Origin of the sequence: Loktanella sp. D2R18, from assembly GCF_003318235.1 — a bacterium.
GTDB lineage: Bacteria > Pseudomonadota > Alphaproteobacteria > Rhodobacterales > Rhodobacteraceae > Yoonia.
Genome location: NZ_QOCG01000004.1, coordinates 67,248 through 90,552 on the forward strand (window position 1 = coordinate 67,248; position 23,305 = coordinate 90,552).

Sequence of the window (23,305 nt, forward strand, 5' to 3'; positions counted from 1 at the left end):
TCTACTCTTTTGGAGCCAAAAGCTTCAAGGCCGCACGGATCAAGCGCGATGTATCCGCATCTGGATCGGCGCCTGCGGCTTCGGCCACAGCACTTGCCGCGTCGCCGGGCGCATAGCCAAGATTTCCCAGCGCCGAAAGCGTTTCAGCCTGTGCCGGGTTCGCCTTTTTCGTAGGCTTCCGACGCACGGGTGCCGCTTCTTCGATCACCGCAGTATCAACAGGTTCGGCGACCGCCCCATGCAACGCCATGACGCCCGGCGCTTTATCTTTGAGATCAAGAATGACTTTTTGTGCGGTCTTCGGGCCAACGCCTTTGGCTTTTGCAACGGCATTCCAGTCACCCAGCGCAATCGCGCGGCTGACGCCGTCTTCGCCCAAAGTACCCAAAATCGATAGCGAAGCCTTGGCCCCGATCCCTTGCACCGACATGAGCATCCGATGCCATTCTTTTTCGACCAAAGTCGTAAACCCGAACAGCTGCAAATTATCTTCGCGCACCAACAGATCCGTATATAGCGCAACCGCCTCACCGTTGCCCGGCAAACCGGCCATCACACGGTCGGACACATAAATAATGTAGCCCACACCGCGCACATCGATCAAAACGTGATCGGTGCTACGATATTCAAGCCTACCTGCAATCTTACCAATCATGCCCCTGCCCTCGCCAATGCTTTGGCCAATGTACCCGCTGATTGCAGGTGGTGCGAATGACAAATCGCTATCGCAAGCGCATCTGCGGCATCCGCACCGGCAATTTTCACGCCGGGCAGCTGGAGCTTTACCATATGTTCAACCTGATGCTTTTCCGCATGACCAACGCCGACAACTGCCTTTTTGACCGCATTCGGCGCATATTCACCAATGACCAGCCCAGCCTGTGCCGGGACCAGCATCGCGATGCCGCGGGCCTGCCCAAGCTTCAGCGTCCCCACGCCATCCTTGTTTACAAATGTTTGCTCGACTGCGGCAGCGTTAGGTGCCCATGCATGAATAACATCGGTGAGCTGCATATGCAGTGAAAGTAGCCGTTCACCAAGATCGGCGCCCTTAGAATGACAAATGCCATTTGCGATATGCGACAGGCGTGAACCCGCGACTTCGATCACGCCCCATCCCATATTTCGCAGGCCGGGGTCGATTCCCAATACACGCATTGCTCGCCTCGTTTTTATTTTTGTAAAAACCACATAGCACAAAACGCGAACATAAACCAAGCCACATTCGAATCACAGGCTTTGACCCCACCAAAAATCTCGCTTGGCTTAAAGAAAACCATGCTAAATCAGGGCCCTAGTAATCCCTTAAAAACAAGGAGATTTTACAGGCAACTGCCTAAAACGTAGGCATTCTAAAAACTCATACGAGCTATGCAAAAAATGGGGTACCGCCGGATCCGAATCCCCCCTAAATGCCGGTCATCAAGTCATTTCTGCAACGCAGATCAACACAAGGAACGACCCAATGGCCAACGTCCAAACAAACCTCGCAACGTCCAGCATCCTTGCAGGCCGCGTTGCATCGTTTTTTCACCACACATTAAACAACGCCGTGCAATGGAATGCCGCACGTATCACACGCAACTCGCTGTCCAAACTCTCAGCGCGCGAGCTGGATGATATCGGACTCTCATTTGGCGACATCCACGCCGTAGCGACACGCAAAGCACGCTAATCTTACCGCCACTCACACACACGAAAGGCCGCGCTGATCCAGCGCGGCCTTTTCGTTTTCGCTCCGTAAAGAGTGACTATGGCATGATCGTTTTGACTTGGCCTGCGATAAACACAGTTGCAACGTCAGGCTGCATAACCCAAGCACCAGCCTGCTCAACAAATGAACCGCTGCTCAAACCGGCAACGCGCTCTTCATAAGCTTCGGCACCCAGTGCTGCAAAAAGAAAGCCTTTAAACAAAAAGCCTGTAACGACCAGCGCGATAAGGCCTTTGAGCGGGAAGCGCGGGCGATAGACACGTGGGCGGGCGACGATCAGACCATCGGCATTAACTGAAGTCACAACACCGTTAGCCATACGGTCATGACGACGTACGATACGCTTCAGTCGTTTATCAAAAGGGACATTTGCCTGTGCCATACTAAACTCCAAAAAAATACACGGATTAACTCCGTATAGGCTTACTACCCATGTGATCAGAAACAAGGATTTTCACAAGAAACATATAAACGATTCGTCAAATTGGAATATTCTTGCTCATTGTTAACGTTGTCCATTCAACAATGCTACTACTTTTGACAAGATTGAACCCATTTTTAGCATAAGCCGCAATCACCTCATCGGCCTGCTCGTTCAATATCCCCGAAAGAATCACGTGCCCACCATTTACAATATTCTGCCCCATTGCGGGTGCCAGCCCAATAAGCGGGCCCTTTAGAATATTAGCAAATATCAAATCATAGGGCGCGCCGGCTGCCAGTTCAGGCGCATCAAACCCAGCAGCAACAACGCAATCCACCTGCCCCGAAAGCCCGTTTGCAGCGACATTCGCCGCTGCAACTTCGACCGCGACGGGATCAATGTCGCTGGCAAGCACGACGTCAGGGATAACTTTGGCCGCGGCCATCGCAAGCACTGCGGTGCCGCAGCCCACATCAATCACCCGCCCACCGGTAAACCCGGCGTTACAAAGCGCATCAAATGCCTGTAAACAACCTAGAGTTGTTCCGTGATGACCTGTTCCGAACGCCATCGCGGCGTCAATCAGCAGTGGGATTTTGTCGGTTGGCACCGTATCCGCATCATGGCTGCCATAAACGTAAAACCGCCCTGCCGCGACAGGTGCCAATTCGCGCTGCACTTTGGACACCCAATCTTGATCGGGAAGCTCGGAAATATTGAACGGTTTCGCGTCATGCAGCGCCGAATAAACGGCCAATGCGCCTGCGTCTGGATACTCTAAGAAGTAGGCCGCGACCTCCCACAGGCCGGACCCATCCTCGATTTCAAAAACACCTACCCCGGTGGGTTCTGGCACCAAATCTTCAAGCGCTTCCGAAAGCTGATAGGCCGCGTCTTCGCCCAAGATGGTGGTTAACGCTGTAAACGTGGTCATATCCGTTGCCCTTTTCCGGTGATCCCCCGAGTTAGGCACAGACCCTCGCCGCGTCAAGCCGCGCTTAGGCGCCTGTCCCGATCGGGCAAGTCACCCCTGTCCCGCCGATGCCGCAATAGCCGTTGGGATTCTTGGCCAGATATTGCTGATGATAGGTTTCAGCAAAATAGAACTGAGGTGCGTCGATGATTTCTGTCGTGATAGCACCAAGCCCCGCTGCTGCCAGGCGTGGCGCGAAGGTTTCTTTTGAAGCCTGCGCCGCTGTCTTTTGCGCGGCAGAGGCTGTATAGATGCCAGAACGATACTGCGTTCCCGCATCATTGCCCTGACGCATTCCTTGCGTCGGGTCGTGGTTTTCCCAAAACACCTGCAACAGTTGATCGTAGCTAATTTTTGCGGGATCAAAGACCACGCGCACGACCTCATTATGGCCGGTTTTCCCTGTACAGACTTCTTCGTAGGTGGCGTTCGGCGTATAGCCCCCCGCATAGCCAACCATTGTCGAGACCACACCATCAAGGGTCCAAAACATCCGCTCGACACCCCAAAAACAGCCCATGCCAAAAACGGCGACATCCATGCCGCTGGGTACATCCACCATCAACGGCGTACCAAAAGTAAAATGGGGTTCAGTGAGTAGCATCGCAGTGTCGCGGCCAGGTAACGCGGCATCGGGCGTGACCATTTCTGATTTAGCACGGTTGGCAAAAAACATCGGCGAACTCCTTTATCTGATGAACATATATGGGTTATTCGGCTGGTGCCAAAAGTCGCCCTTGAAACACGGTTTCGTGACCGGGGCCGGGGTGACGCGGCACCAAAAGTGCCAGCGCGAAGGATGTTGCCGCCATGCACGCCGCAACAATAAACACCGCCGCAGGCGAAATCAGCCACAAGTACCCAAGCCCAGCGGGCAAAAACACAGCCGCGATATGGTTAATCGTAAAGGCCACAGCAGCCGTCGGCGCGATATCCCCCGGATCCGCAATTTTTTGGAAATACGTTTTTAGCGCCAAAGCCAGTGCAAACAGCATGTGGTCGATCACGTATAGCGCAGACGCGATAACGACACCCCAACTGAAGAAATATAGCCCCCCATAGGCCACGAACACGGCGATCAACCCGGCATATTCGAACAGCAATGCGCGCCGTTCGCCAAAGATCTGCACGATCCGCCCCATCAAGGGCGCGATGATGATATTAACAACAAGGTTGATCGTATAAAGCGCCGTGATTTCATGGACCTTAAAGCCAAATTTCTCGACCATCATAAAGCCTGCGAATACCACAAAAATTTGCCGCCGCGCCCCTGCCATGAACTGCAAGGCGTAATAAAGCCAATAGCGCTTGCGCAGCACAAAAGTTTTCAGCTGCGGATGTGGGGCTTCGAACTGCGGATAGGCAAACAGACAAAACAGCGCGACAACGGCGGTAAACCCTCCCGACACCATATAAACGAAATTGTAGCTCAGATCATATGTGCGCCATGTTGAAACGATCAAGATATAGGCAACCAACGTCGCCCCCGACCCGGCCGCCATAAGCCAACCAATCGTTTGTGGCGCCCGCTTTTTGTCGATCCACTGCAACTGCAACGACTGGTTCACCGTTTCATAGTAATGGAACCCTATCGACGACAGCATCGTCAGTGTCAAAATCCCACCCATCGTGGGGAATTGTGCGGTCAACGCAGTGGCCACACCCAGCATCGCCAGCGCAACCATTCCCAAGACTTGTTCACGCACGAACATGATAATTGCGATCACCCCAATCGCTAGGAAACCCGGGATTTCGCGTACTGTATGCAGCCAGCCGATATCACTGCCATCAAAATTGGCGACATCAATGACAAAGTTATTGAGCAGCGCCAACCACGTCGAAAACGCGACAGGCATCGCCATCGCTATCAAAAACAAAAGCGCAGCAGGGCGACGCCAAAATGGCAATGCGGGTGTATCTTCGAGGCGGATAGTTTTCATTCGCGAATCCTTACGCGCATTCAACTCCCTTGGCGAGACCGATCAGACCACAACACACGCACAATCGTGGTACCAACGGCGCACAATTGCTGCGGCACCCCACCGCAGGGTGCGACTGCTGCGTTTGATCCATATCAAAGATATATTCCAGACATCTAATACAAGCGATCCTGCGAACAGACCGATTCATTGGAAACACTATGTCTACGACACCCCCTCCGTCCCTATATGCCGCGCGCGAGCCAATCTTTCCTAAGCGTGTGAAAGGCTACTACCGCAACCTGAAATGGGCGATTATGGCTGTCACCCTTGGGATTTACTACCTGACGCCGTGGATCAGATGGGACCGAGGGCCAAACCTGCCCGATCAAGCCGTGTTGATCGACCTTGCGCATCGCCGTTTCTATTTCTTCTGGATCGAAATCTGGCCGCATGAATTCTATTTCGTCGCGGGTCTGCTGATTATGGCCGGGCTCGGGCTGTTTTTGTTTACCTCTGCCTTGGGCCGTGTCTGGTGCGGCTATACCTGTCCGCAAACGGTTTGGACCGATCTGTTCATCCTTGTCGAACGTTGGATCGAAGGCGACCGCAACGCGCGTGTGCGCCTGTGGAAATCCAAATGGGACATGAAGAAATGGCGGCTTCGGATCACTAAATGGGTGGTTTGGTTTGCAATTTCGGTTGCGACAGGCGGGGCTTGGGTCTTTTACTTTGCCGATGCGCCAACACTGGCTGCCGGGCTCTTGACCTTGCAAGCGCCCTATATCGCGTGGGCGACTATCGGCGTGCTCGCGTTGACGACATTCGTGTTTGGCGGATTTATGCGCGAACAGGTCTGCAACTACATGTGCCCATGGCCGCGCATCCAAGCAGCGATGATGGACCCTGAAACGCTGACCGTCGCTTACCGGGACTGGCGTGGGGAGCCGCGCGGCAAAAAGCGCGACGCCAATGCAGGTGATTGTATCGACTGTATGGCTTGCGTGAACGTCTGCCCTGCGGGCATCGACATCCGCGACGGGCAGCAGATGGAATGTATCACTTGCGCGCTTTGTATTGATGCCTGCGATGATATCATGGCTAAAATCGGCAAGCCGCGTGGCTTGATCGACTATCTGGCGCTCTCCGACCAAGAGGCCGAATCAAAAGGCAAACCGGCCAAACCGATCTGGCAGCATATTCTGCGGCTGCGCACGGTGATCTACACATCCCTATGGTCACTCATCGGGGTCGGGCTTGTCTTTGCACTGTTTATCCGCGCTGACATCGAAATGACCGTCTCGCCGGTCCGCAACCCAACATTTGTGACCCTCTCGGACGGGACAATCCGCAATATCTATGATATTCGTCTGCTGAACAAAAACGGCGAAGATCGGGCGTTTCATCTGTCGTTGGTATCGGATGACATTCTACGAATTGAGCTGGAAGGCACGGCAGAACGCTCTATCGTGGTTCCAGCGAATGAAACCTTGCTGCAACGGGTCTATGTATCTGCGCGGCCCAGTGACGCGGCAGCAACCGTAGACCGGACCGAATTGCGGCTTTGGGTCGAAGATATGACATCAGGCGAACGCGCCTATAAGGATACAATATTTAACGGAAGGGCTGCACAATGACCCGCGAATTTACTGGCTGGCACATGCTTGGGATTATGGTCGTGATGTTTGGCACGATCATCGCCGTCAATCTGACGCTGGCCTATAAGGCTGTCAAAACCTTTCCGGGTCTTGAGACACGTAATTCATATGTCGTGAGTCAAAGTTTTGATGCGGACCGGGCCGCACAAAATGCACTGGGTTGGACGCTTGACAGCACGTTGACACATACGCAGCTGACGGTCGCAATTACCGATGATGCAGGTGTCGCAGTGATCCCCAGAATTGTCAGTGCAACTTTGGGCCGGGCAACAAACGTTGCCCAAGACATGACGCCTGAATTCACCGTTTTTGATGGTGTGATGTATGCTGATGTCGATGCGGGCGCTGGCTATTGGAACCTGCGTATCGTGCTTGAGGCCGAAGATGGAACAGTCTTTCGTCGCCGAGTGCAGCTAACGGCACAATGACCCAAGCCGCCGCGTGTCCGGCCTGTATCGGCCTTCCCGAAGGGACGCTTGAAAAAGCGGCCTCGAACGGCAGCAGTGAGATCTTGCTATCACTGCCTGCCATTCACTGCGTCGCTTGTATCAACGGGGTCGAACGCGCCCTGCGCGGGATGGACGGCGTGGCCAACGCCCGTGTTAACCTGTCGATGAAACGGGTCACTGTTGGGCTAGATGCGCCCATCGCGGCCGAGGCGCTGATTGATACGCTTGAGTTGGCCGGGTTTGAAGCACGGGTGCTGGATACTTCACTGCTTGGCGCTGAAAGTGATAGCTACGGCAGCGGATTGATGACGCGTATCGCGGTGTCTGGCTTTGCGATGATGAACGTGATGTTGCTGTCAGTCGCAATTTGGTCTGGTGCGGTTGGGGCAACCCAGCATATGTTCCATATGATCAGCGCAATGATCGCCCTGCCCGCACTGATCTATGCTGCACAGCCGTTTTTTCACAATGCTTGGACCGCGCTGTCGGTGCGCAAGCTGAACATGGATGTGCCAATTTCACTCGCGATCATTCTGGCCGCCGGCATGTCGCTATTTGAAACATTTGTCGGCGGTGCGCAGGCCTATTTTGATGCGGCATTATCGTTGACGTTCTTCTTGTTAATCGGGCGTTATCTTGATCATCGCAGCCGCAAAGCCGCAGCATCCGCCGCGGCACAGCTGTCAGCGCTTGAAGTCCCACGCGTCATGCGCCTGCGCGACGACACGCGCGAGATGGTTGATTTTGCCACGCTAGAAGTTGGCGATTTGATCCAAGTCCTACCCGGCGGACGCATCCCTGTCGATGGTGTCGTCACCGAAGGAAGCAGTCAAATTGACCGTTCCTTGCTGACCGGCGAAAGCCGCACGGCAGAAGCGAACCCTGACACGGATGTCACCGCAGGCGAGGTCAATATGACCGGGCCGCTAACCATTCGCGCAACAACTGTCGGCGCGGATACGACGCTGCGCAAAATGGTGACCATGGTCGATCAGGCCGAAGCCGTCCGTAACCGCTACACCGCCATCGCCGACCGCGCCGCCGCGATTTATGCGCCTGTTGTTCACCTACTGGCGCTGGCCGCGTTCTTGGGATGGGTGTTCTATTCGGGCGACGTCAGATTGTCGCTGAATATAGCTGTGGCCGTGCTGATCATCACCTGCCCCTGTGCGCTTGGGCTGGCTGTTCCGGCCGTATCAACCACAGCAGCAGGCCGGCTGTTTCGCGCCGGGCTTTTGGTGAAAGATGGTACAGCGCTCGAACGGCTGGCCGAAGTCGACACCGTCGTTTTCGACAAGACAGGCACACTGACCATGCCTGCCGCAGCGCGTGATACGCTTGATGCGCGGGCGCAATCGATTGCGCTGGCACTCACCAAAAATTCGACCCATCCGGTCGCGCAGGCGATTGCCGCTTCGTTGGATGGGGTCACGCCAGAAATAATCACTGACCAAGAGGAATTGTCCGGGCGCGGGTTACGCGCCCAATGCGACGGGCAGCTCGTGCGGCTTGGGTCTGGTGCATGGCTGGGCGCAAAGGCTGGCACTTATCTGCAAATTGGCGATGCCCCCGCCCAAAAAATCGCACTGCGATCGGAACTGCGTGAAGGTGCCGCGCAATTGATCAGCGGTTGGCAAGACGCTGGGCTTGATGTGCATTTGGTATCAGGTGATGACGCTGACGAAACCGCCAAGATTGCCGGCACGCTTGGGGTCAAAAACTGGCAAGCGCAGACCAAACCGGCAGAAAAAATCGCCTATATCACTGCATTATCCGAGAACGGTGCAAAAGTGCTGATGGTCGGTGATGGGCTGAACGATACGGGTGCGCTCGCTGCGGCCTACGCATCGGTGTCGCCCGCGACGGCCGCAGATGCATCGCGTGCCGCATCGGATATCGTTTTACTGAATGATAGCCTGACGCCGCTGATCGAACTGCCAAAGGTCGCGCGCGCCGCCAAACGACGAATCTTAGAAAATTTTGCGATCTCAGCCAGCTATAACGCGATCGCCATTCCAATTGCATTGCTGGGCTTTGCGACTCCGCTACTGGCCGCGATTGCGATGTCATCATCGTCGATTACAGTGTTGCTTAATGCGCTACGCTTGCGGGGACGGGTATGAATATTTTGGTGGTTTTAATCCCTGTTTCACTGATTTTGGGCGGACTTGGACTCGCGGCGTTTCTTTGGAGCTTGCGCAGTGAACAATACGATGACCTTGATGGCGACGCTTGGCGCATCCTGTCAGAAGACGAAGACAAGCCGCGCGAGTAGACTGCTCCAGCCCTCCCCTTTCCATTTTGAAAATTTAGATGTTTGCACCTTGCCGCTGTTGACTCGGGGATTTTGCGTGCCTAACTATGCTACGTTATCACTCGGACGGACTGAGTGCTAACATAAGAGAAACCCGAACTGGAGAAGTTCTGAAATGGCATTTACACCACTTCACGACCGCGTACTCGTTCGTCGCATCGAAGGCGACGAAAAGACTGTTGGCGGCTTAATCATTCCTGACAGCGCAAAAGAAAAGCCTGCTGAAGGCGAAGTTGTGAGCACTGGCGAAGGCGCACGTAAAGACAGCGGTGAGCTGATCGCGATGGCTGTTAAAGCTGGCGACAAAGTGCTGTTCGGCAAATGGTCCGGCACAGAAGTTAAGATCGACGGCGAAGACCTGTTGATCATGAAAGAAAGCGACATCCTGGGCATCATGTAAGCCCGCGCAGGCGTGGATTGAAATCCACCCTACATTTGTCACGCAATTAGAAATTTAAGGAGCACATGAAAATGGCTGCTAAAGACGTCAAATTCGGCACCGACGCACGCAATCAAATGCTGCGCGGCGTCAACATTCTTGCAGACGCTGTCAAAGTAACATTGGGCCCAAAAGGCCGTAACGTTGTTTTGGACAAGTCTTTCGGCGCACCGCGCATCACCAAAGACGGTGTATCTGTTGCCAAAGAAATCGAACTTGAAGATAAGTTCGAAAACATGGGCGCACAGATGGTTAAGGAAGTTGCTTCCCGGACCAACGACGAAGCTGGTGACGGTACAACGACCGCAACAGTTTTGGCCCAAGCTATCGTGCGCGAAGGCATGAAATCTGTCGCTGCTGGCATGAACCCAATGGATTTGAAGCGCGGTATTGATCTTGCGACTTCAACTGTTGTTGAAGCGATCAAATCTGCAGCGCGCCCTGTGAACGACAGCGACGAAGTTGCACAAGTCGGCACAATCTCTGCAAACGGCGAAGCAGAAATCGGTCGTCAGATCGCAGACGCAATGCAGCGCGTTGGCAACGAAGGTGTTATCACTGTTGAAGAAAACAAAGGTCTGGAAACAGAGACCGATGTTGTTGAAGGCATGCAGTTCGACCGCGGTTACCTGTCACCTTACTTTGTGACCAACACAGAGAAAATGACAACAGAGCTGGAAGACGCGATCATCTTGCTGCACGAAAAGAAACTTTCGTCGCTACAGCCAATGGTTCCACTGCTCGAATCTGTGATCCAATCTGGCAAGCCTTTGCTGATCATCGCTGAAGATGTTGAAGGCGAAGCACTGGCAACTCTCGTGGTTAACAAACTGCGCGGCGGCCTGAAAATTGCGGCTGTTAAAGCACCTGGTTTCGGCGATCGCCGCAAAGCCATGTTGCAAGACATCGCCATCTTGACTGGCGGCCAAGTGATTTCCGAAGACCTCGGCATGAAGCTTGAGAACGTCACAATCGACATGCTGGGTTCTGCTAAGCGCGTTGCGATCACCAAAGACGAAACAACAATCGTTGACGGTGCAGGCGACAAAGCTGAAATCGAAGCACGCGTTTCACAAATCCGTGGCCAAATCGAAGAAACATCTTCTGATTACGACCGTGAGAAACTGCAAGAACGCGTTGCCAAATTGGCTGGTGGTGTTGCTGTTATCCGCGTCGGCGGCATGTCCGAAGTGGAAGTGAAAGAACGCAAAGACCGCGTTGACGATGCTCTGAACGCGACACGCGCCGCGGTTCAAGAAGGCGTTGTTGTTGGTGGTGGTGTTGCTTTGATCCAAGGCGGCAAAGCGCTTGACGGTCTGTCTGGTGACAACTCTGATCAAGATGTTGGCATCAACATCGTACGCAAAGCTATCGAAGCACCTCTACGTCAAATCGCTGAAAACTCTGGCGTTGACGGTTCTGTCGTTGCTGGCAAAATCCGCGAAAGCGACGACAAGTCATTCGGCTTTAACGCACAGACTGAAGAATATGGTGACATGTTCGCATTCGGCGTTATCGACCCTGCGAAAGTTGTGCGCACAGCCCTGCAAGACGCAGCATCTGTGGCTGGCCTTTTGATCACAACCGAAGCAATGGTTGCAGACAAGCCATCCAAAGACGGCGGCGCACCTGCTGGCGGCATGCCCGACATGGGCGGCATGGGCGGCATGATGTAAGTCAAAACGCTTCGCGTTTTGACGCGGGCAGCAAAGCGGTAGTCATTTCGACAGAAACGATGAGAGCTTTGACCTCGCATCAGCTTTTGAAGGGCGGTTCCTATTGGGGCCGCCCTTTTACATTGAAACGCCGATCACGAAACCTCTATCCCGTTTCGTCTTCGCTAGACGTCACCGTCCACCGCGACTAACGTCCTGCCAATGAACTTGTTCCAAACACCCGACTTTGCCCGTGATATGAAACGCGGCGAAGAACCTGCAGTTGATGCACTGCTAGATCAGGCTTTTGCAAACACCGCAGAGTCGCGGCTCGTGGGCAAACTACGCAAATCTCGCGCCATCGCAGGCGAAACGGTCTTGCCGATGGATGGGCAGATCATCGGGTATTACGCGCTATCATACATGGTGAAACCCAAAGGCTGGTTATGCCTCGCGCCTGTTGCGATCCACCCTGACGTACAAAACCGTGGCTACGGCAAGCGGATGCTGGGTGTTTTAACAGAATGGGCACGTCTAACGAAGACACCTGTTGTGGTCCTCGGAGAACCCAATTTTTATCAACGTGCCGGGTTTTCATCTGACTACGCCAAAAATATGACCTCACCATACCCGATCAAAAACACGTTGATCGCCGGCGTCGATCACGCACCAAAGCAAAGCTTGGCCTATCCGGCGGCATTCCAATCATGAAGCTCTTCTTATTCGTAGCGCTGGCCATGACCGCCTTTGCCGCAAATTCTGTGTTGAATAGGATCGGCATTGCTCAATATGGCATGAGCCCGATGAGCTTTGCCGCAATTCGTGTGATCGCCGGGGCAGCCATGCTTTGGGTGCTGATAGCCGCCAGAACGCAATCCGCCCCCACCATTTTTAACCCGAAACGCTTTGCTGGGGCTGCGACACTGGCCACCTATATGATCGGGTTTTCTGTAGCCTATCAGAATCTTGACGCTGGTGTTGGGGCGTTGATCTTGTTTGGCGCACTTCAAGTTGTCATTTTTGGGTGGGCCATCGTCGAAAAACAGTCGATCCCGCCACTGCGCTGGCTGGGTGTCGCGACTGCATTTATTGGGCTTTGCGTTTTGTTGTGGCCGACCCAAAGCATACCGATGCCGCTCGGCAGTGTTGCAGCAATGATCGCGGCGGCGGTTGGCTGGGGTGCATATACGCTGCTTGGGCGCGCAGAAGAGGATCCGCTGGGGGCGACGGCAAGCAACTTCTTACTTTGTGTGCCTTTGGTAGGGATCGGGTTGATCGGTGCGGGGCAATTGCCGCTCATGGGGGCGATCACTGCGGTGGTGGCCGGGGCGCTGACATCTGGGTTGGGCTATGCGCTGTGGTATCAACTTTTGCCCAAACTTGCGACGACCGTCGCCGGCACCGCGCAATTGACTGTACCCGTAATCGCGGTCGCCTTTGGCGTGGCGTTCCTAGCCGAGCCGCTAAGCCTGCGCTTGGTGATCGCTGGTGCATTGGTCCTTGGCGGTATCGGCCTTTCGCTACTGGTAAAAAGATAACGTAAATTTCCCCCTTTTCCTGCGGCGACACGATGCTATCTTTAGCTGTATGAAAGCCTTTCTCATTACCGCGTTTTGCCTCTTTGGCACCGCATCGTCAGCACAAGACTGTGTTGTCTTGCTGCACGGGCTTGCCCGCTCTGAAATGTCATTGACCCCGATGCAATTGGTGCTCGAAGACGCGGGCTATAGGGTCATCAACCGCGGTTACCCATCGACTGAGGCCCCTATTGAAACGCTCGTCCACGATCATCTGACCGAAGATGTCGCCGCCTGTGGTGACACCCGGATCAACTTTGTCACCCATTCGATGGGCGGAATTTTGGTGCGGTTGTGGTTGACCGAAAACCGCCCCGAACAGATGGGCCGCGTGGTGATGCTTGGGCCACCCAATGGTGGATCAGAACTGGTCGATATTTTCGGTGAATTTGAGCCATTTCAGTGGGTTAACGGCCCGGCGGGTCTGCAACTTGGAACTGAGCCTAGCAGCGTTCCGAATTCAATCGACTATCTTCCCTATGAAATCGGGATTATCGCCGGGGATCGCACCCTGAACCTTGTCTATTCCGCGCTCATCGAAGGGCCTGACGACGGCAAAGTCTCAATTGCATCTGCCCGCTTAGATGGGATGGCGGATATGATTATCCTGCCCGTCACCCATACGTTTATGATGAACAACCCGCTGGTGATGGAAGAAGTGCTTACCTTCCTCAAAAATGGCAGTTTTGACCATGATCTAACCCTGACGGATGTGATCTTGGGGCTTGATTAAGCCTTTGTGACGATCTTATTCACATGGCCCATTTTCCGGCCCGGCTTTACTTCTGCTTTGCCATAAAGGTGGATCGCCGCATCCGTGCGCGCCAAATCAGGCACACGGTTCATGTCGTCACCGATCAGATTTTCCATCACAACATCCGTATGGCGCGCACCGCTGCCAAGTGGCCAGCTTGCCACGGCGCGAATATGCTGTTCGAACTGACAAATCGTGCAGCCATTTTGGGTCCAATGCCCTGAATTATGGACGCGCGGGGCGATTTCATTCACGATCAACCCATCTGAGGTGACAAACAGCTCAACCCCCATCACGCCAACGTAATCGAGCGCATTTAAGATGTTCGCCGCCAAAAGCACGGCATCAGTCCGCTGCGATGGCGTCAGGTTTGCTGGTACTGTCGTTGTCCGCAAAATTCCGTCTTCATGGACATTTTCGCCGGGATCATAGCAGGCAACAGCCCCATCAACCCCGCGCGCGCCGATGATAGACACTTCGTGGCTAAAGTTGATGAACCCTTCCAAAACCGCAGGCGCACCCGCCATATCGGCAAGTGCCTGATCCGCATCAGCCGCAGCCATGATGCGCGATTGTCCTTTCCCATCGTAACCCATCCGCCGGGTTTTCAGGATCGCGGGACTGCCTATTTCGGCAATCGCCTTGGCCAGATCATCCGCATTTTCGACATTGGCAAAAGGGGCGGTTTGCAGGCCAAGCCCTTGCAAGAACGTCTTTTCGGTCAATCGGTCTTGGCTGGTGGCCAACGCCTGCCGCCCCGGGTGGATCGGCGCGAGAGATTCGAGCAGATCCAGTGCAGACGTTGGGATGTTTTCAAACTCATAGGTGATGACATCAACCGCATTGCCGAACGCCGTCAGCGCGGCTTGATCTTCATAGCTGGCCGTGGTGACGGTATCGGCCACTTCGGCGGCAGGCGGGTTAGCACCGGGTTCAAAGATATGGGTTTTCAGCCCCAGACGCGATGCCGCAACAGAGAGCATCCGGCCAAGCTGACCGCCACCCAAGATACCGATTGTGGCCCCAACGGGCAGTGCATTAGTCATCAGTTGGTTCATCCGGAATTGAGGCGGACAAAGCCGCGCGCCATGCATCCAACCGCGCAGCCAACGCCGGGTCTTGTAAAGCCAAAATTCCTGCGGCCATCAGCCCGCCGTTCTTTGCGCCAGCGGCCCCGATGGCCATTGTCGCTACCGGAAAGCCGCGCGGCATTTGCAGAATAGAATAGAGGCTATCAACCCCAGACAGCGCCTTCGTTTGCACCGGGATACCAACAACAGGCACCCGGGTTTTCGAGGCCATCATGCCCGGCAAATGCGCCGCACCGCCAGCACCGGCAATAATCACCTGTAATCCGCGATCCACGGCTGTTTTGCCGTAATCCCACAACCGATCCGGGGTACGATGGGCCGAGACGATTTTGGTCTCATAGGCGACCCCTAATTCATCAAGGACATCCGCCGCCTCACGCATCGTGGGCCAATCGGATTGGCTACCCATAATTATGCCAACAACAGGTTGCGTCATATGTTCTTATCCTCGGTTTCAAAAGGAAGCGGCACTATAGCCAAGGCGGACAAAGCTGCAACGCCATATCACGCGATAATATCTGGAAAAATGCGGTCTTCGAGCCGGACAATCTTGTCCTTGAGCATCAGTTTTTGTCGTTTAAGGCGTTTCAGCGTCAGCATATCGGGCGCCCCGGTTTCATGCAGCGCCGCAATCGCCGTATCAAGATCGCGATGCTCTTGTTTTAGAACGGCAAGTTCGACGCGCAGTACGTCGTCTTGATCCATTTTCGAAGAGTTATTCATCAACACTGCACCCAATTCCATTCGTTACGCCGACTATAGAACATGGCTTAGCATAAGACATCTTAATACTTGCCACTTGATCAATCGGTCCGCACCCCCCATATTTTTACAAAGGTCGCCGAAACGGGGCCGCAAACGCGACAGTCGCTTAGCAAAGGACATGTCTTATGACAAAATTGGCTTTGGGAACCCATCCGTTCCTTCTTGGATTTGAACAGCTTGAACGGCTGGTCGAACGCACCGCGAAAACCGGCAATGACGGTTACCCCCCTTATAACATCGAACAGACTTCGGAAAATTCGTACCGGATCACACTAGCGGTGGCAGGATTCGCCGAAAGCGATCTCGCGATTACGGTTGAGGATAGCTCGCTTGTTATCCGCGGACGCCAAAACGATGACGCCGACGGGCGCGTGTATCTGCACCGGGGTATTGCAGCGCGTCAGTTTCAACGCTCTTTCGTGTTGGCAGATGGGGTCGATGTTGGCGAAGCAACCATCGAAAATGGACTGCTGCATGTCGATCTAACGCGCGCTGTGCCCGACCGTGTCGTGCAAACAATCAACATCCGGAAAGGGTAAGCCATGGAAACCAAAATAGACCTTAACGCATTTGCGTCTGACATCGCTTACGTCAAACCCGTCTTGGCTGCTGATCTCCCTGATGAGATACGCGATCAAGTTGGCGATCTGGAAACGTTGTTTTCAGTGCACAATGCCGAAGGTGAACAGCTTGCACTGGTCGCCAACCGCAAGTTGGCCTTTCATCTGGCGCGTGAAAACGACATGACACCCGTCACGGTGCACTAAAGCCAAATACCGTAGGTATCTTGCATATATTTCACACAGGCGCTGTCCGCTTCAACGCGGTTGGCGCCCTCGATTACGGAACGATGAAGTGCGGCCTCATCCGCGGCCCCTGTTTCTGGCGGAATGCCAAAACCAGCAGCGCAAAGGATGCCGATCCCTTTGCGTTCCAAATGCCCCGATAGCCAAATGTCATCGACAGTCCAAAGAACTGGCGGGATATCAAACATCGTTTCGTCAAAGAAATCCGGCTTAATCAACACCGCGCCCAGACCTTCGGCGATATGATCAAACCCGGCCCGGCGAAATTGCATCGCGCGGTGGGGTTTCGGGTCGATGACCCCTGTGGTGATCTGTTTTACTTTGCGGCGCAGCAGCTTGTAGACATGTAACGGCGTCGTCCGATGGCGCGGGCTTTTGCCGTGGCGCGAAGGCACCTTGATCCCGATCTTGTCAACATGGTTCAGCACAGAGGTCGCAACTGCGATATCGGTACGGTCACCACGTGCAGCAATCATATGTTCAAACCATTGCGGATGATAAATGCGATCGTCATCACAATAGATCAGGTCCGTATCGGTTCCAGCTAAATCACGCGCGGCAAAAAGAACCTTTGTTGCCGGGCCAATATCTTCGTCAGGTTGGATGATTGTGATCCCCTGCGGCACGTCCGGCAATTGACCATCCCAATCAGGAAAGCGGCGATACTTCTTTGGAATATACAGCCGGATTTCATCGCTTTGTACAGTTTGCTTAAGCAAACCTTCAAGCGCGGGCTGCAATTCTGAAAACCGTGGCGGGATCGCGGACAGGGAAACGACGAGGCTCATGTATTTCTCTTAGGTTGGCGACAGTCATATCGCTTGTTTTGTCTATGAATTGCTTGCGATGCATCCATCGTGCTAAATCCAAACACCATAGGTTTCCTGCATGTACTTGATACACGCGAGATTTGCGTCGACTCTATTCACACCCGCGACCGTCGCTTTATAAAGCGGCGAAGTTTCGCTGCTGCCGGTAATAAGCGGGTCTGCAAATCCGGCGCCCTGCCAGATCGCGATACCTTTACGCGCCATATGGCCTGACAACCAGATGTCATCGACGCTCCAGATAACGGGAGGGATGTCATATGCTGCGGCATCAAAGAAATGCGGTTTGACTAACACAGCCCCAAAACCTTCGGCGATGGATGCAAATCCGGGTCGACTAATCCTTCCACGTCTCAGTTTCGGTTGATCTTCACCAGTGTGCAGCTTGCGAATGATTTGTCTAAGCCGTTTCGCACGATACCTCAGATCTTTACGAAAAACCTGTGGCCCTTTGTGCGGCGGAAAACTCGGTACAATCTGCACCCGACGAAACACCAACTCGCGGTCCAAAGTGGCTGTCGCAACGCAGCGATTGTGATGCCGTTTTCTGGCACGCAGCATCCGCGCAAACCAATCAGGTTCATAGATCCTATCATCGCCACAATAGATGATATCGCAATCAGTGCCCTGCAAATCATCCGCATCAAACAAGACTTTACTATAACCGCTCCATTGTTACCGCGGTGATTTGGCCTTGATGCGGGCGACAAGTTCAGCGTCATCTACGAAGTCTTCAAGGAACTCATGCCAGGTTTTGGTGGTTATGCGGGCATCGCGGATCATGTCCGTCAGCTCCGCGATGCCGTCCTCGGTCAGTGCATCGACGGTTTCGTCAGCACCGGCATAGACGCTGACGATGTTGCCATAGGCATATGATCATCATTGGAGATGATGGCTTGGAGAAGCGCGACATCCTCGCCCAGCTTTGTGGCGACGTAGTCGATGGTGCAGGCATGTGTCACCGCAGCCATTAGGCAGCCTCTGAGTGGACGGTGGTTTGCGGCACCCAATTCCACGGCAACAACTCATCCAGCCGGTTGATCTTGTGGTCGTGGATGCGGTCGAGAATGTCCGCGAGATACCCGCCGGCGAAATACACGCATCCGGGTGCCGCAACCCCGCCTCGATCATTCGTGCAAACCGCGTAGGTTCGTAGACCATATCGTCGTCGCAATAGATAATATTGCAGTCACTTCCGCGTAGATCGTCGACTGCGAATAGCACCTTACTCGCAGGGCCGAGATCATCATCAGTTTGGATAACGCGCACACCTTTGGGGACATCTGGCATCTCGCCGGCATACCCTGGAAAGCGCCGAAATCTTTTAGGCAGGTAAAGACGTATCTCATCAATCTTCGCCGTTTGCGCGATGAGGCTTTCAAGAACCGGCCCAAGATGGCCAAATCGGGGAGGAATCGCTGCAAGCGAAACAATCGTAGGCACACCGCTTCTCCAGTTTGTGGGGTTGTTCGCTACCCTTTAATAAGCCCCATGCTTTCGAGCTTCAAGATCACTTGGTGCGCGCAATTGTCGACAGCTACACTTTCTGTTTCAAGGCTCAACTCTGGGGCCTCAGGCACATCGTAAGGATCCGAAATCCCCGTGAATTCTTTAATCTTGCCTTCGCGCGCCAGCTTATACAGGCCCTTACGGTCCCGGCGTTCACATTCTTCGATTGTGGTGGCGACGTGTACTTCGATGAATGCGCCAAATTGTTCGATATCTTCACGTACTGCTCGGCGGGTTGTCGCGTATGGAGCGATTGGCGCGCAGATCGCGATACCACCGTTCTTGGTAATCTCAGACGCGACATAACCGATACGGCGGATGTTCAGATCGCGGTGTTCTTTGCTAAAGCCCAATTCGGACGACAGGTTTTTGCGCACGATATCGCCATCCAACAGCGTCACCGGGCGGCCGCCCATTTCCATCAATTTAACCATCAACGCGTTGGCAATTGTGGATTTCCCAGAACCCGAGAAGCCAGTGAAGAACACGGTAAACCCTTGGCTCGCCCGTGGGGGGCGGGTTTTACGCAGTTCTTCAACCACAGTTGGAAAGCTGAACCATTCAGGAATTTCCAGCCCTTCGGCCAAACGACGGCGCAATTCGGTGCCCGAAATATTCAAGATGGTCACATCGTCTTTGTCAGTGATTTCATCTGCGGGTTCGTATTGGGCGCGATCTTGCACATAAACCATGTGCTTAAAATCGACCATTTCGATGCCCATTTCTTCTTGGTACTCGCGGAACAAATCCTGCGCATCATAGGGGCCGTAAAAATCTTCACCGGCAGAGTTTTTGCCGGGGCCGGCGTGATCACGGCCAACGATAAAGTGGGTACAACCGTGGTTTTTACGGATCAGACCATGCCAGACCGCCTCACGTGGGCCAGCCATGCGCATTGCGAGGTTCAGCAGTGACATCGCGGTAGTGGACGCTGGGTACTGGTCAAGCACCGCCTCATAGCAACGCACACGGGTAAAGTGATCAATATCGCCCGGTTTCGTCAGGCCGACGATAGGATGGATCAGCAGGTTGGCTTGCGCTTCACGCGCGGCGCGGAATGTCAGTTCTTGGTGCGCGCGGTGCAGCGGATTGCGAGTTTGGAAGGCCACAACTTTGCGCCAGCCCATCTTACGGAAATAGGCGCGCAATTCGTTTGGCGTATCGCGACGTGCACGGAAATCATAGTGCACAGGCTGCTGGATACCCGTAACAGGGCCACCCAAGTAAACGGCACCCGCGTGGTTATGCAGATAGTTCACCGCCGGGTGGGCGCTATCATCAGCGCCAAAAACCTTTTCGGCTTCGCGGGCTTTGTTCGGCACCCATTTGTCCGTGACAGTCATCGTCGCGAGGATCACACCCTCTTGGTCGCGCAGCGCAATGTCTTGACCAACCGTGATGGTTTCTGCGAATTTTTCGGTCACATCCAGCGTGATCGGCATCGGCCATAGCGTGCCATCAGCCGTGCGCATGTTTTCCACGACGCCGTTGTAATCAGCCTCGGACAAGAACCCTTTGAGCGGGTTGAAACCGCCGTTCATCAACAATTCAAGATCGCAAATCTGACGCGGTGTCAGATCGTGGCTGACCAAATCGCCAGCCTCTGCCTTAAGTTTTTGGGCGCTGTCATATGAAACGAAGAGTTCGGGGATCGGGGCCAGGTCTTGGGTCATGAATGCTCTCTGACTATGATGTGTAATTTCGGGCGGGGATAGCCCCGCATCAGGGCCAATGTCTAGCACAACAAAGCAGAAAAGACAGGTGTTCGCGTGTTCATCCCATCCGCAGAACCAAATCGGCACCAATGCGCCGCAATTGGTCTATGTGTATGCGCGGCGCATAGCGTAAACTAGAAAGGCCAGCCGCACCGCAGCTGACCTCTAACCATAATAAATCGCAGAATTTATTCTTGTTCGGCGATAAACCGTTCAGCATCCAGCGCCGCCATGCAGCCCATTCCGGCAGACGTCACCGCCTGACGGTAGACGTGGTCGGTCAAATCGCCTGCGGCGAAAACGCCGGGAATTGCCGTGCGCGTGCTGCCCGGCTCAACTGCGACATAACCGCCGCTGTGCAATTCCAGTTGATCTTTGACCAGTTCAGATGCAGGCGCATGGCCGATCGCGATAAACACGCCTTTGGCCGGGATATCTGTAATTTCACCGGTCTTGGTGTGCTTGACCTTCACGCCTTCGACACCCAGCGGCATATCGGTGCCATAAACCTCGTCAATTTCATGAAACCAAAGCGTTTCGATCTTGGGGTTCTTTTCCAAACGGTTCTGAAGGATCTTTTCCGCGCGTAATTCGTCGCGACGGTGCACAAGCGTCACTTTGGAGGCAAAGTTGGTCAGAAAGAGCGCCTCTTCAACAGCCGTATTACCACCGCCGACAACAACGATCTCTTGGCCGCGGTAAAAGAACCCGTCACATGTCGCACAGGCGCTGACGCCAAAACCTTTGAACTTTTCTTCGGTGGGCAGGCCAAGCCATTTGGCACGCGCGCCAGTACATAGGATCACAGCATCGGCTGTATATACCGTGCCACTGTCGGATTGCGCCGTGAAAGGACGGTTTTGCAGGTCCAGTTCGGTGATGATGTCACCGATAATCTCACACCCCATTGCACGCGCATGTGCCTCTTGGCGGATCATCAGATCGGGGCCTTGGACTTCGGTATCACCAGGCCAGTTTTCAACTTCGGTTGTTGTTGTCAACTGACCACCTGGTTCAATCCCTTGCACAAGGATCGGTTCCAGCATTGCGCGCGCGGCATAGACCCCAGCGGTATAGCCCGCGGGGCCAGAGCCGATGATCAGAACTTTGGTATGGCGGGTCTCGGACATGGTGGGGCTCTCTTTATGCGATTTGTTTACGATATAGCGGCGCAGCCCGCCGGATGAAAGACCACGCATAACGGGCATGCAGACATCAATAGTTACCAGAACTTGAAATAATATTGCGCCCACCCGCACAGTTGCGTAGTATTTGGAAAAACACAAAGGATCCCCGATGCCCGGCACGAAACTTGATGAAATCGATCGCATGATTCTTGCCGAATTGCAGGCGGACGGGCGCATGACCAATGTTGAACTTGCCAAGCGCGTCGGAATTTCCGCCCCGCCTTGTCTGCGCCGCGTGCGCACGCTTGAAGAGCAAGGGTTTATCCACGGCTACCATGCGGATGTGAATGCCCGAGAACTCGGCTTCGAAGTGCAGGTCTTTGCGATGGTCGGTCTGGTCAGTCAGGCCGAAGTGGACCTGAGCGCTTTTGAAAAGCGTTGCGAGGGCTGGCCGCTGGTCCGCGAATGTCACATGCTGAACGGCGAAGTTGATTTCATCTTGAAATGTGTGGCGCCTGATCTGCGCAGTTTTCAACGGTTCCTGACAGAAGAATTAACCAGCGCCGAAAACGTGGCGTCGGTGAAGACGTCGCTGGTGATCCGCGGTGCCAAAGACCAACCCGGCGTACCATTTGATGTGCTTGAGGCGCGGCTGGCGCAGCAGGCTTAGTTGCGCACAGCCCACAACCCTCAATCGCATCAAAGGCTTTCGATTGTATTGGTGGCCGGAGCACCAATTTAGACAAAGACAATGGTGTGGTTTTTCACTCAATCCTTAGGGGTCTTGGTGTTAATTTTCTATCGATGCTGGGCGGCTGGCATCCTTTTTTTTGCAATATACAATAAGCCCCTAGCGCCAATACGAATGACAAAATTGCCCCGCCTGCCAAGCTTGCGACCTTAGGGTTGGACAGGAACCCTTAAAGTTGCAATAAACCCTTCATAAACTGTAATTAATGTTCCGGAGGTAATATATGTTATCGAACACTCCCCTAAAAATTTCTACCCTCATTGCCGCCCTGTCTCTGACAGGTTGCGTCGAAACAACGAGCTCGCAAAGCACCGCAGTTGAGGCACCGGAAGCTGTGGCAACTGCTCCGGCAGCCGCGGCTACCATCGAAGACACCCCCATCGTCACTGCAAACTTCGGTAGTGGTGGCGGAAGCTGGGAAGGGTTTGGCAACATCCTGTTTCGCTATGCTGTAATTGAGCAAAACAATGAGGTTTACATCTGCGGCGCCTACACTGGGCGAGGGTCCACAAACATACGCAAGCTCTCACGCGAGGTGATGCGCCAGGCGACGGCAACTTCAAACGGCCAGACAATTTTGCGTAATATGCGCTTCTTCAAGGAAGTCTCAAATTCGCATTTGTCCACTTCGCTGGTCGGTGTCGAAACGAATTGCCGCTCAACTGGACAATCCGTTGATGCAGTTCCATTGAATAGCATCCGCGTCCAAACCCACGAAGGCCGCTATCGCGTCAGGACCTAAGGGCGGAGCGCGCGTAGGCTTTACCCGATGTGGCGGGCCATGCTGACTGAGTTCATCAGTTGCGGATCAAAATATCCGCGCGTTATTATAAACTCT

The 23,305-nt window shown here is 54.0% G+C and carries 28 protein-coding genes and 1 pseudogene; 14 read left to right on the plus strand and 15 right to left on the minus strand.

Annotation, left to right across the window (positions count from 1 at the left end; translation table 11 throughout):
* Position 1: 1 nt before the first annotated feature.
* Both ruvA and ruvC read right to left on the minus strand, forming a co-directional pair.
* Positions 2-655, minus strand: a complete 654-nt coding sequence (gene ruvA, locus DS901_RS01270) for a Holliday junction branch migration protein RuvA (protein WP_113775118.1) — start codon at positions 653-655, stop codon at positions 2-4.
* A complete protein-coding gene (gene ruvC / locus DS901_RS01275; RefSeq protein WP_113775119.1) occupies positions 652-1,158 on the minus strand; it encodes a crossover junction endodeoxyribonuclease RuvC in 507 nt (168 codons plus the stop codon). The genes ruvA and ruvC overlap by 4 nt, the downstream gene beginning before the upstream one ends.
* Before the next feature lie 307 nt (positions 1,159-1,465).
* Between ruvC and DS901_RS01280 the strand changes: the two genes are divergently transcribed.
* Positions 1,466-1,675: a DUF1127 domain-containing protein gene (locus DS901_RS01280; RefSeq protein ID WP_113775120.1), complete on the plus strand. Its 210-nt coding sequence runs from the start codon at positions 1,466-1,468 to the stop codon at positions 1,673-1,675.
* A gap of 76 nt (positions 1,676-1,751) precedes the next feature.
* On the opposite strand, the gene DS901_RS01285 is transcribed toward DS901_RS01280, so the two are convergent.
* From DS901_RS01285 to DS901_RS01300, 4 genes are all read right to left on the minus strand, one after another.
* Positions 1,752-2,096, minus strand: coding sequence for a hypothetical protein (locus tag DS901_RS01285; RefSeq protein WP_113775121.1), 345 nt, complete (start codon positions 2,094-2,096; stop codon positions 1,752-1,754).
* A gap of 97 nt (positions 2,097-2,193) precedes the next feature.
* Positions 2,194-3,072, minus strand: a complete 879-nt coding sequence (locus DS901_RS01290; protein ID WP_113775122.1) for a 50S ribosomal protein L11 methyltransferase — start codon at positions 3,070-3,072, stop codon at positions 2,194-2,196.
* A 64-nt stretch (positions 3,073-3,136) separates the two neighbouring features.
* Positions 3,137-3,787, minus strand: coding sequence for a peptide-methionine (S)-S-oxide reductase MsrA (gene msrA / locus DS901_RS01295; protein ID WP_113775123.1), 651 nt, complete (start codon positions 3,785-3,787; stop codon positions 3,137-3,139).
* A gap of 34 nt (positions 3,788-3,821) precedes the next feature.
* Entirely contained in the window at positions 3,822-5,051 is a 1,230-nt protein-coding gene (locus DS901_RS01300; protein WP_113775124.1) for an MFS transporter, read from the minus strand.
* A gap of 200 nt (positions 5,052-5,251) precedes the next feature.
* Here DS901_RS01300 and ccoG point away from each other — a divergent pair, with 200 nt between their 5' ends.
* The 9 genes from ccoG (at position 5,252) to DS901_RS01345 (ending at position 13,855) form a co-directional block, all read left to right on the plus strand.
* Positions 5,252-6,667, plus strand: coding sequence for a cytochrome c oxidase accessory protein CcoG (gene ccoG, locus DS901_RS01305; RefSeq protein WP_113775125.1), 1,416 nt, complete (start codon positions 5,252-5,254; stop codon positions 6,665-6,667).
* Positions 6,664-7,116, plus strand: a complete 453-nt coding sequence (locus DS901_RS01310; protein ID WP_113775126.1) for a FixH family protein — start codon at positions 6,664-6,666, stop codon at positions 7,114-7,116. The genes ccoG and DS901_RS01310 overlap by 4 nt, the downstream gene beginning before the upstream one ends.
* Complete coding sequence (locus tag DS901_RS01315; protein WP_113775127.1) at positions 7,113-9,260, plus strand: heavy metal translocating P-type ATPase; 2,148 nt, start codon at positions 7,113-7,115, stop codon at positions 9,258-9,260. The genes DS901_RS01310 and DS901_RS01315 overlap by 4 nt, the downstream gene beginning before the upstream one ends.
* Positions 9,257-9,412 (plus strand): cbb3-type cytochrome oxidase assembly protein CcoS, encoded by a 156-nt coding sequence (gene ccoS, locus DS901_RS01320; protein ID WP_113775128.1) that lies wholly within the window; start codon positions 9,257-9,259, stop codon positions 9,410-9,412. Before DS901_RS01315 ends, ccoS begins: the two co-directional genes overlap by 4 nt.
* A 154-nt stretch (positions 9,413-9,566) precedes the next feature.
* Positions 9,567-9,851, plus strand: coding sequence for a co-chaperone GroES (locus DS901_RS01325; protein ID WP_113775129.1), 285 nt, complete (start codon positions 9,567-9,569; stop codon positions 9,849-9,851).
* A 71-nt stretch (positions 9,852-9,922) separates the two neighbouring features.
* A complete protein-coding gene (gene groL / locus DS901_RS01330; protein ID WP_113775328.1) occupies positions 9,923-11,566 on the plus strand; it encodes a chaperonin GroEL in 1,644 nt (547 codons plus the stop codon).
* Between the two features lie 201 nt (positions 11,567-11,767).
* Positions 11,768-12,256, plus strand: coding sequence for a GNAT family N-acetyltransferase (locus tag DS901_RS01335; protein WP_113775130.1), 489 nt, complete (start codon positions 11,768-11,770; stop codon positions 12,254-12,256).
* A complete protein-coding gene (locus DS901_RS01340) occupies positions 12,253-13,083 on the plus strand; it encodes a DMT family transporter (protein ID WP_113775131.1) in 831 nt (276 codons plus the stop codon). Before DS901_RS01335 ends, DS901_RS01340 begins: the two co-directional genes overlap by 4 nt.
* 49 nt (positions 13,084-13,132) lie before the next feature.
* Positions 13,133-13,855, plus strand: a complete 723-nt coding sequence (locus tag DS901_RS01345; protein WP_113775132.1) for an alpha/beta fold hydrolase — start codon at positions 13,133-13,135, stop codon at positions 13,853-13,855.
* Here DS901_RS01345 and DS901_RS01350 read toward each other — a convergent pair.
* The 3 genes from DS901_RS01350 to DS901_RS01360 all read right to left on the minus strand — a co-directional run bounded on the left by DS901_RS01350 (position 13,852) and on the right by DS901_RS01360 (position 15,690).
* A complete protein-coding gene (locus tag DS901_RS01350; RefSeq protein WP_113775329.1) occupies positions 13,852-14,922 on the minus strand; it encodes a 5-(carboxyamino)imidazole ribonucleotide synthase in 1,071 nt (356 codons plus the stop codon). The genes DS901_RS01345 and DS901_RS01350 overlap by 4 nt on opposite strands.
* Positions 14,915-15,403, minus strand: coding sequence for a 5-(carboxyamino)imidazole ribonucleotide mutase (purE, locus tag DS901_RS01355; RefSeq protein ID WP_113775133.1), 489 nt, complete (start codon positions 15,401-15,403; stop codon positions 14,915-14,917). The genes DS901_RS01350 and purE overlap by 8 nt, the downstream gene beginning before the upstream one ends.
* A gap of 68 nt (positions 15,404-15,471) precedes the next feature.
* The gene (locus DS901_RS01360) at positions 15,472-15,690 is read right to left on the minus strand and encodes a YdcH family protein (RefSeq protein ID WP_113775330.1); all 219 of its coding nucleotides are present in this window, start codon (positions 15,688-15,690) and stop codon (positions 15,472-15,474) included.
* Positions 15,691-15,857: 167 nt separating this feature from the next.
* Here DS901_RS01360 and DS901_RS01365 point away from each other — a divergent pair, with 167 nt between their 5' ends.
* Together DS901_RS01365 and DS901_RS01370 are read left to right on the plus strand one after the other, a co-directional pair.
* A complete protein-coding gene (locus tag DS901_RS01365; protein ID WP_113775134.1) occupies positions 15,858-16,271 on the plus strand; it encodes an Hsp20 family protein in 414 nt (137 codons plus the stop codon).
* A 3-nt stretch (positions 16,272-16,274) separates the two neighbouring features.
* Positions 16,275-16,499 (plus strand): DUF1150 family protein, encoded by a 225-nt coding sequence (locus DS901_RS01370; RefSeq protein WP_113775135.1) that lies wholly within the window; start codon positions 16,275-16,277, stop codon positions 16,497-16,499.
* Here DS901_RS01370 and DS901_RS01375 read toward each other — a convergent pair.
* The 6 genes and pseudogenes from DS901_RS01375 to trxB form a co-directional block, all read right to left on the minus strand.
* Positions 16,496-17,326 (minus strand): glycosyltransferase family 2 protein, encoded by an 831-nt coding sequence (locus DS901_RS01375; protein ID WP_113775136.1) that lies wholly within the window; start codon positions 17,324-17,326, stop codon positions 16,496-16,498. The two genes, DS901_RS01370 and DS901_RS01375, sit on opposite strands and share 4 nt — an antisense overlap.
* A gap of 72 nt (positions 17,327-17,398) precedes the next feature.
* Positions 17,399-18,016, minus strand: a complete 618-nt coding sequence (locus DS901_RS01380; protein WP_113775137.1) for a hypothetical protein — start codon at positions 18,014-18,016, stop codon at positions 17,399-17,401.
* Between the two features lie 161 nt (positions 18,017-18,177).
* On the minus strand, positions 18,178-18,336 hold the full coding sequence (locus tag DS901_RS18935; protein ID WP_258546619.1) for a hypothetical protein: 159 nt from the start codon (positions 18,334-18,336) through the stop codon (positions 18,178-18,180).
* Positions 18,336-18,446 (minus strand): annotated as a pseudogene (locus DS901_RS01390) (transposase domain-containing protein); the annotation flags it as partial. The gene DS901_RS18935 and the pseudogene DS901_RS01390, both read right to left, overlap by 1 nt.
* A gap of 391 nt (positions 18,447-18,837) precedes the next feature.
* Positions 18,838-20,547 (minus strand): bifunctional sulfate adenylyltransferase/adenylylsulfate kinase, encoded by a 1,710-nt coding sequence (locus DS901_RS01395; protein WP_113775138.1) that lies wholly within the window; start codon positions 20,545-20,547, stop codon positions 18,838-18,840.
* Positions 20,548-20,777: 230 nt separating this feature from the next.
* Positions 20,778-21,719, minus strand: coding sequence for a thioredoxin-disulfide reductase (gene trxB, locus DS901_RS01400; protein WP_113775331.1), 942 nt, complete (start codon positions 21,717-21,719; stop codon positions 20,778-20,780).
* Positions 21,720-21,885: 166 nt separating this feature from the next.
* Between trxB and DS901_RS01405 the strand changes: the two genes are divergently transcribed.
* Together DS901_RS01405 and DS901_RS01410 are read left to right on the plus strand one after the other, a co-directional pair.
* The gene (locus DS901_RS01405) at positions 21,886-22,386 is read left to right on the plus strand and encodes an Lrp/AsnC family transcriptional regulator (protein ID WP_113775139.1); all 501 of its coding nucleotides are present in this window, start codon (positions 21,886-21,888) and stop codon (positions 22,384-22,386) included.
* Positions 22,387-22,690: 304 nt separating this feature from the next.
* Entirely contained in the window at positions 22,691-23,209 is a 519-nt protein-coding gene (locus DS901_RS01410; protein ID WP_113775140.1) for a hypothetical protein, read from the plus strand.
* Positions 23,210-23,305 lie beyond the last annotated feature (96 nt).

Excerpts from the sequence above, each read along its gene's own strand:
- DS901_RS01345 (WP_113775132.1), top strand. The coding sequence starts at position 13,133 with ATGAAAGCCTTTCTCATTACCGCGTTTTGCCTCTTTGGCACCGCATCG.
- DS901_RS01410 (WP_113775140.1), top strand. The coding sequence starts at position 22,691 with ATGTTATCGAACACTCCCCTAAAAATTTCTACCCTCATTGCCGCCCTG.
- DS901_RS01340 (WP_113775131.1), top strand. The coding sequence starts at position 12,253 with ATGAAGCTCTTCTTATTCGTAGCGCTGGCCATGACCGCCTTTGCCGCA.
- DS901_RS01290 (WP_113775122.1), bottom strand. The coding sequence starts at position 3,072 with ATGACCACGTTTACAGCGTTAACCACCATCTTGGGCGAAGACGCGGCC.
- ruvA (WP_113775118.1), bottom strand. The coding sequence starts at position 655 with ATGATTGGTAAGATTGCAGGTAGGCTTGAATATCGTAGCACCGATCAC.
- DS901_RS01310 (WP_113775126.1), top strand. The coding sequence starts at position 6,664 with ATGACCCGCGAATTTACTGGCTGGCACATGCTTGGGATTATGGTCGTG.
- ccoG (WP_113775125.1), top strand. The coding sequence starts at position 5,252 with ATGTCTACGACACCCCCTCCGTCCCTATATGCCGCGCGCGAGCCAATC.
- DS901_RS01300 (WP_113775124.1), bottom strand. The coding sequence starts at position 5,051 with ATGAAAACTATCCGCCTCGAAGATACACCCGCATTGCCATTTTGGCGT.
- DS901_RS01315 (WP_113775127.1), top strand. The coding sequence starts at position 7,113 with ATGACCCAAGCCGCCGCGTGTCCGGCCTGTATCGGCCTTCCCGAAGGG.
- DS901_RS01335 (WP_113775130.1), top strand. The coding sequence starts at position 11,768 with ATGAACTTGTTCCAAACACCCGACTTTGCCCGTGATATGAAACGCGGC.
- groL (WP_113775328.1), top strand. The coding sequence starts at position 9,923 with ATGGCTGCTAAAGACGTCAAATTCGGCACCGACGCACGCAATCAAATG.
- DS901_RS01325 (WP_113775129.1), top strand. The coding sequence starts at position 9,567 with ATGGCATTTACACCACTTCACGACCGCGTACTCGTTCGTCGCATCGAA.
- DS901_RS01350 (WP_113775329.1), bottom strand. The coding sequence starts at position 14,922 with ATGACTAATGCACTGCCCGTTGGGGCCACAATCGGTATCTTGGGTGGC.
- ccoS (WP_113775128.1), top strand. The coding sequence starts at position 9,257 with ATGAATATTTTGGTGGTTTTAATCCCTGTTTCACTGATTTTGGGCGGA.
- DS901_RS01370 (WP_113775135.1), top strand. The coding sequence starts at position 16,275 with ATGGAAACCAAAATAGACCTTAACGCATTTGCGTCTGACATCGCTTAC.
- DS901_RS01375 (WP_113775136.1), bottom strand. The coding sequence starts at position 17,326 with ATGAGCCTCGTCGTTTCCCTGTCCGCGATCCCGCCACGGTTTTCAGAA.
- msrA (WP_113775123.1), bottom strand. The coding sequence starts at position 3,787 with ATGTTTTTTGCCAACCGTGCTAAATCAGAAATGGTCACGCCCGATGCC.
- DS901_RS01405 (WP_113775139.1), top strand. The coding sequence starts at position 21,886 with ATGCCCGGCACGAAACTTGATGAAATCGATCGCATGATTCTTGCCGAA.
- DS901_RS01280 (WP_113775120.1), top strand. The coding sequence starts at position 1,466 with ATGGCCAACGTCCAAACAAACCTCGCAACGTCCAGCATCCTTGCAGGC.
- trxB (WP_113775331.1), bottom strand. The coding sequence starts at position 21,719 with ATGTCCGAGACCCGCCATACCAAAGTTCTGATCATCGGCTCTGGCCCC.
- DS901_RS18935 (WP_258546619.1), bottom strand. The coding sequence starts at position 18,336 with ATGGCTGCGGTGACACATGCCTGCACCATCGACTACGTCGCCACAAAG.
- DS901_RS01360 (WP_113775330.1), bottom strand. The coding sequence starts at position 15,690 with ATGAATAACTCTTCGAAAATGGATCAAGACGACGTACTGCGCGTCGAA.
- purE (WP_113775133.1), bottom strand. The coding sequence starts at position 15,403 with ATGACGCAACCTGTTGTTGGCATAATTATGGGTAGCCAATCCGATTGG.
- DS901_RS01365 (WP_113775134.1), top strand. The coding sequence starts at position 15,858 with ATGACAAAATTGGCTTTGGGAACCCATCCGTTCCTTCTTGGATTTGAA.
- ruvC (WP_113775119.1), bottom strand. The coding sequence starts at position 1,158 with ATGCGTGTATTGGGAATCGACCCCGGCCTGCGAAATATGGGATGGGGC.
- DS901_RS01285 (WP_113775121.1), bottom strand. The coding sequence starts at position 2,096 with ATGGCACAGGCAAATGTCCCTTTTGATAAACGACTGAAGCGTATCGTA.
- DS901_RS01395 (WP_113775138.1), bottom strand. The coding sequence starts at position 20,547 with ATGACCCAAGACCTGGCCCCGATCCCCGAACTCTTCGTTTCATATGAC.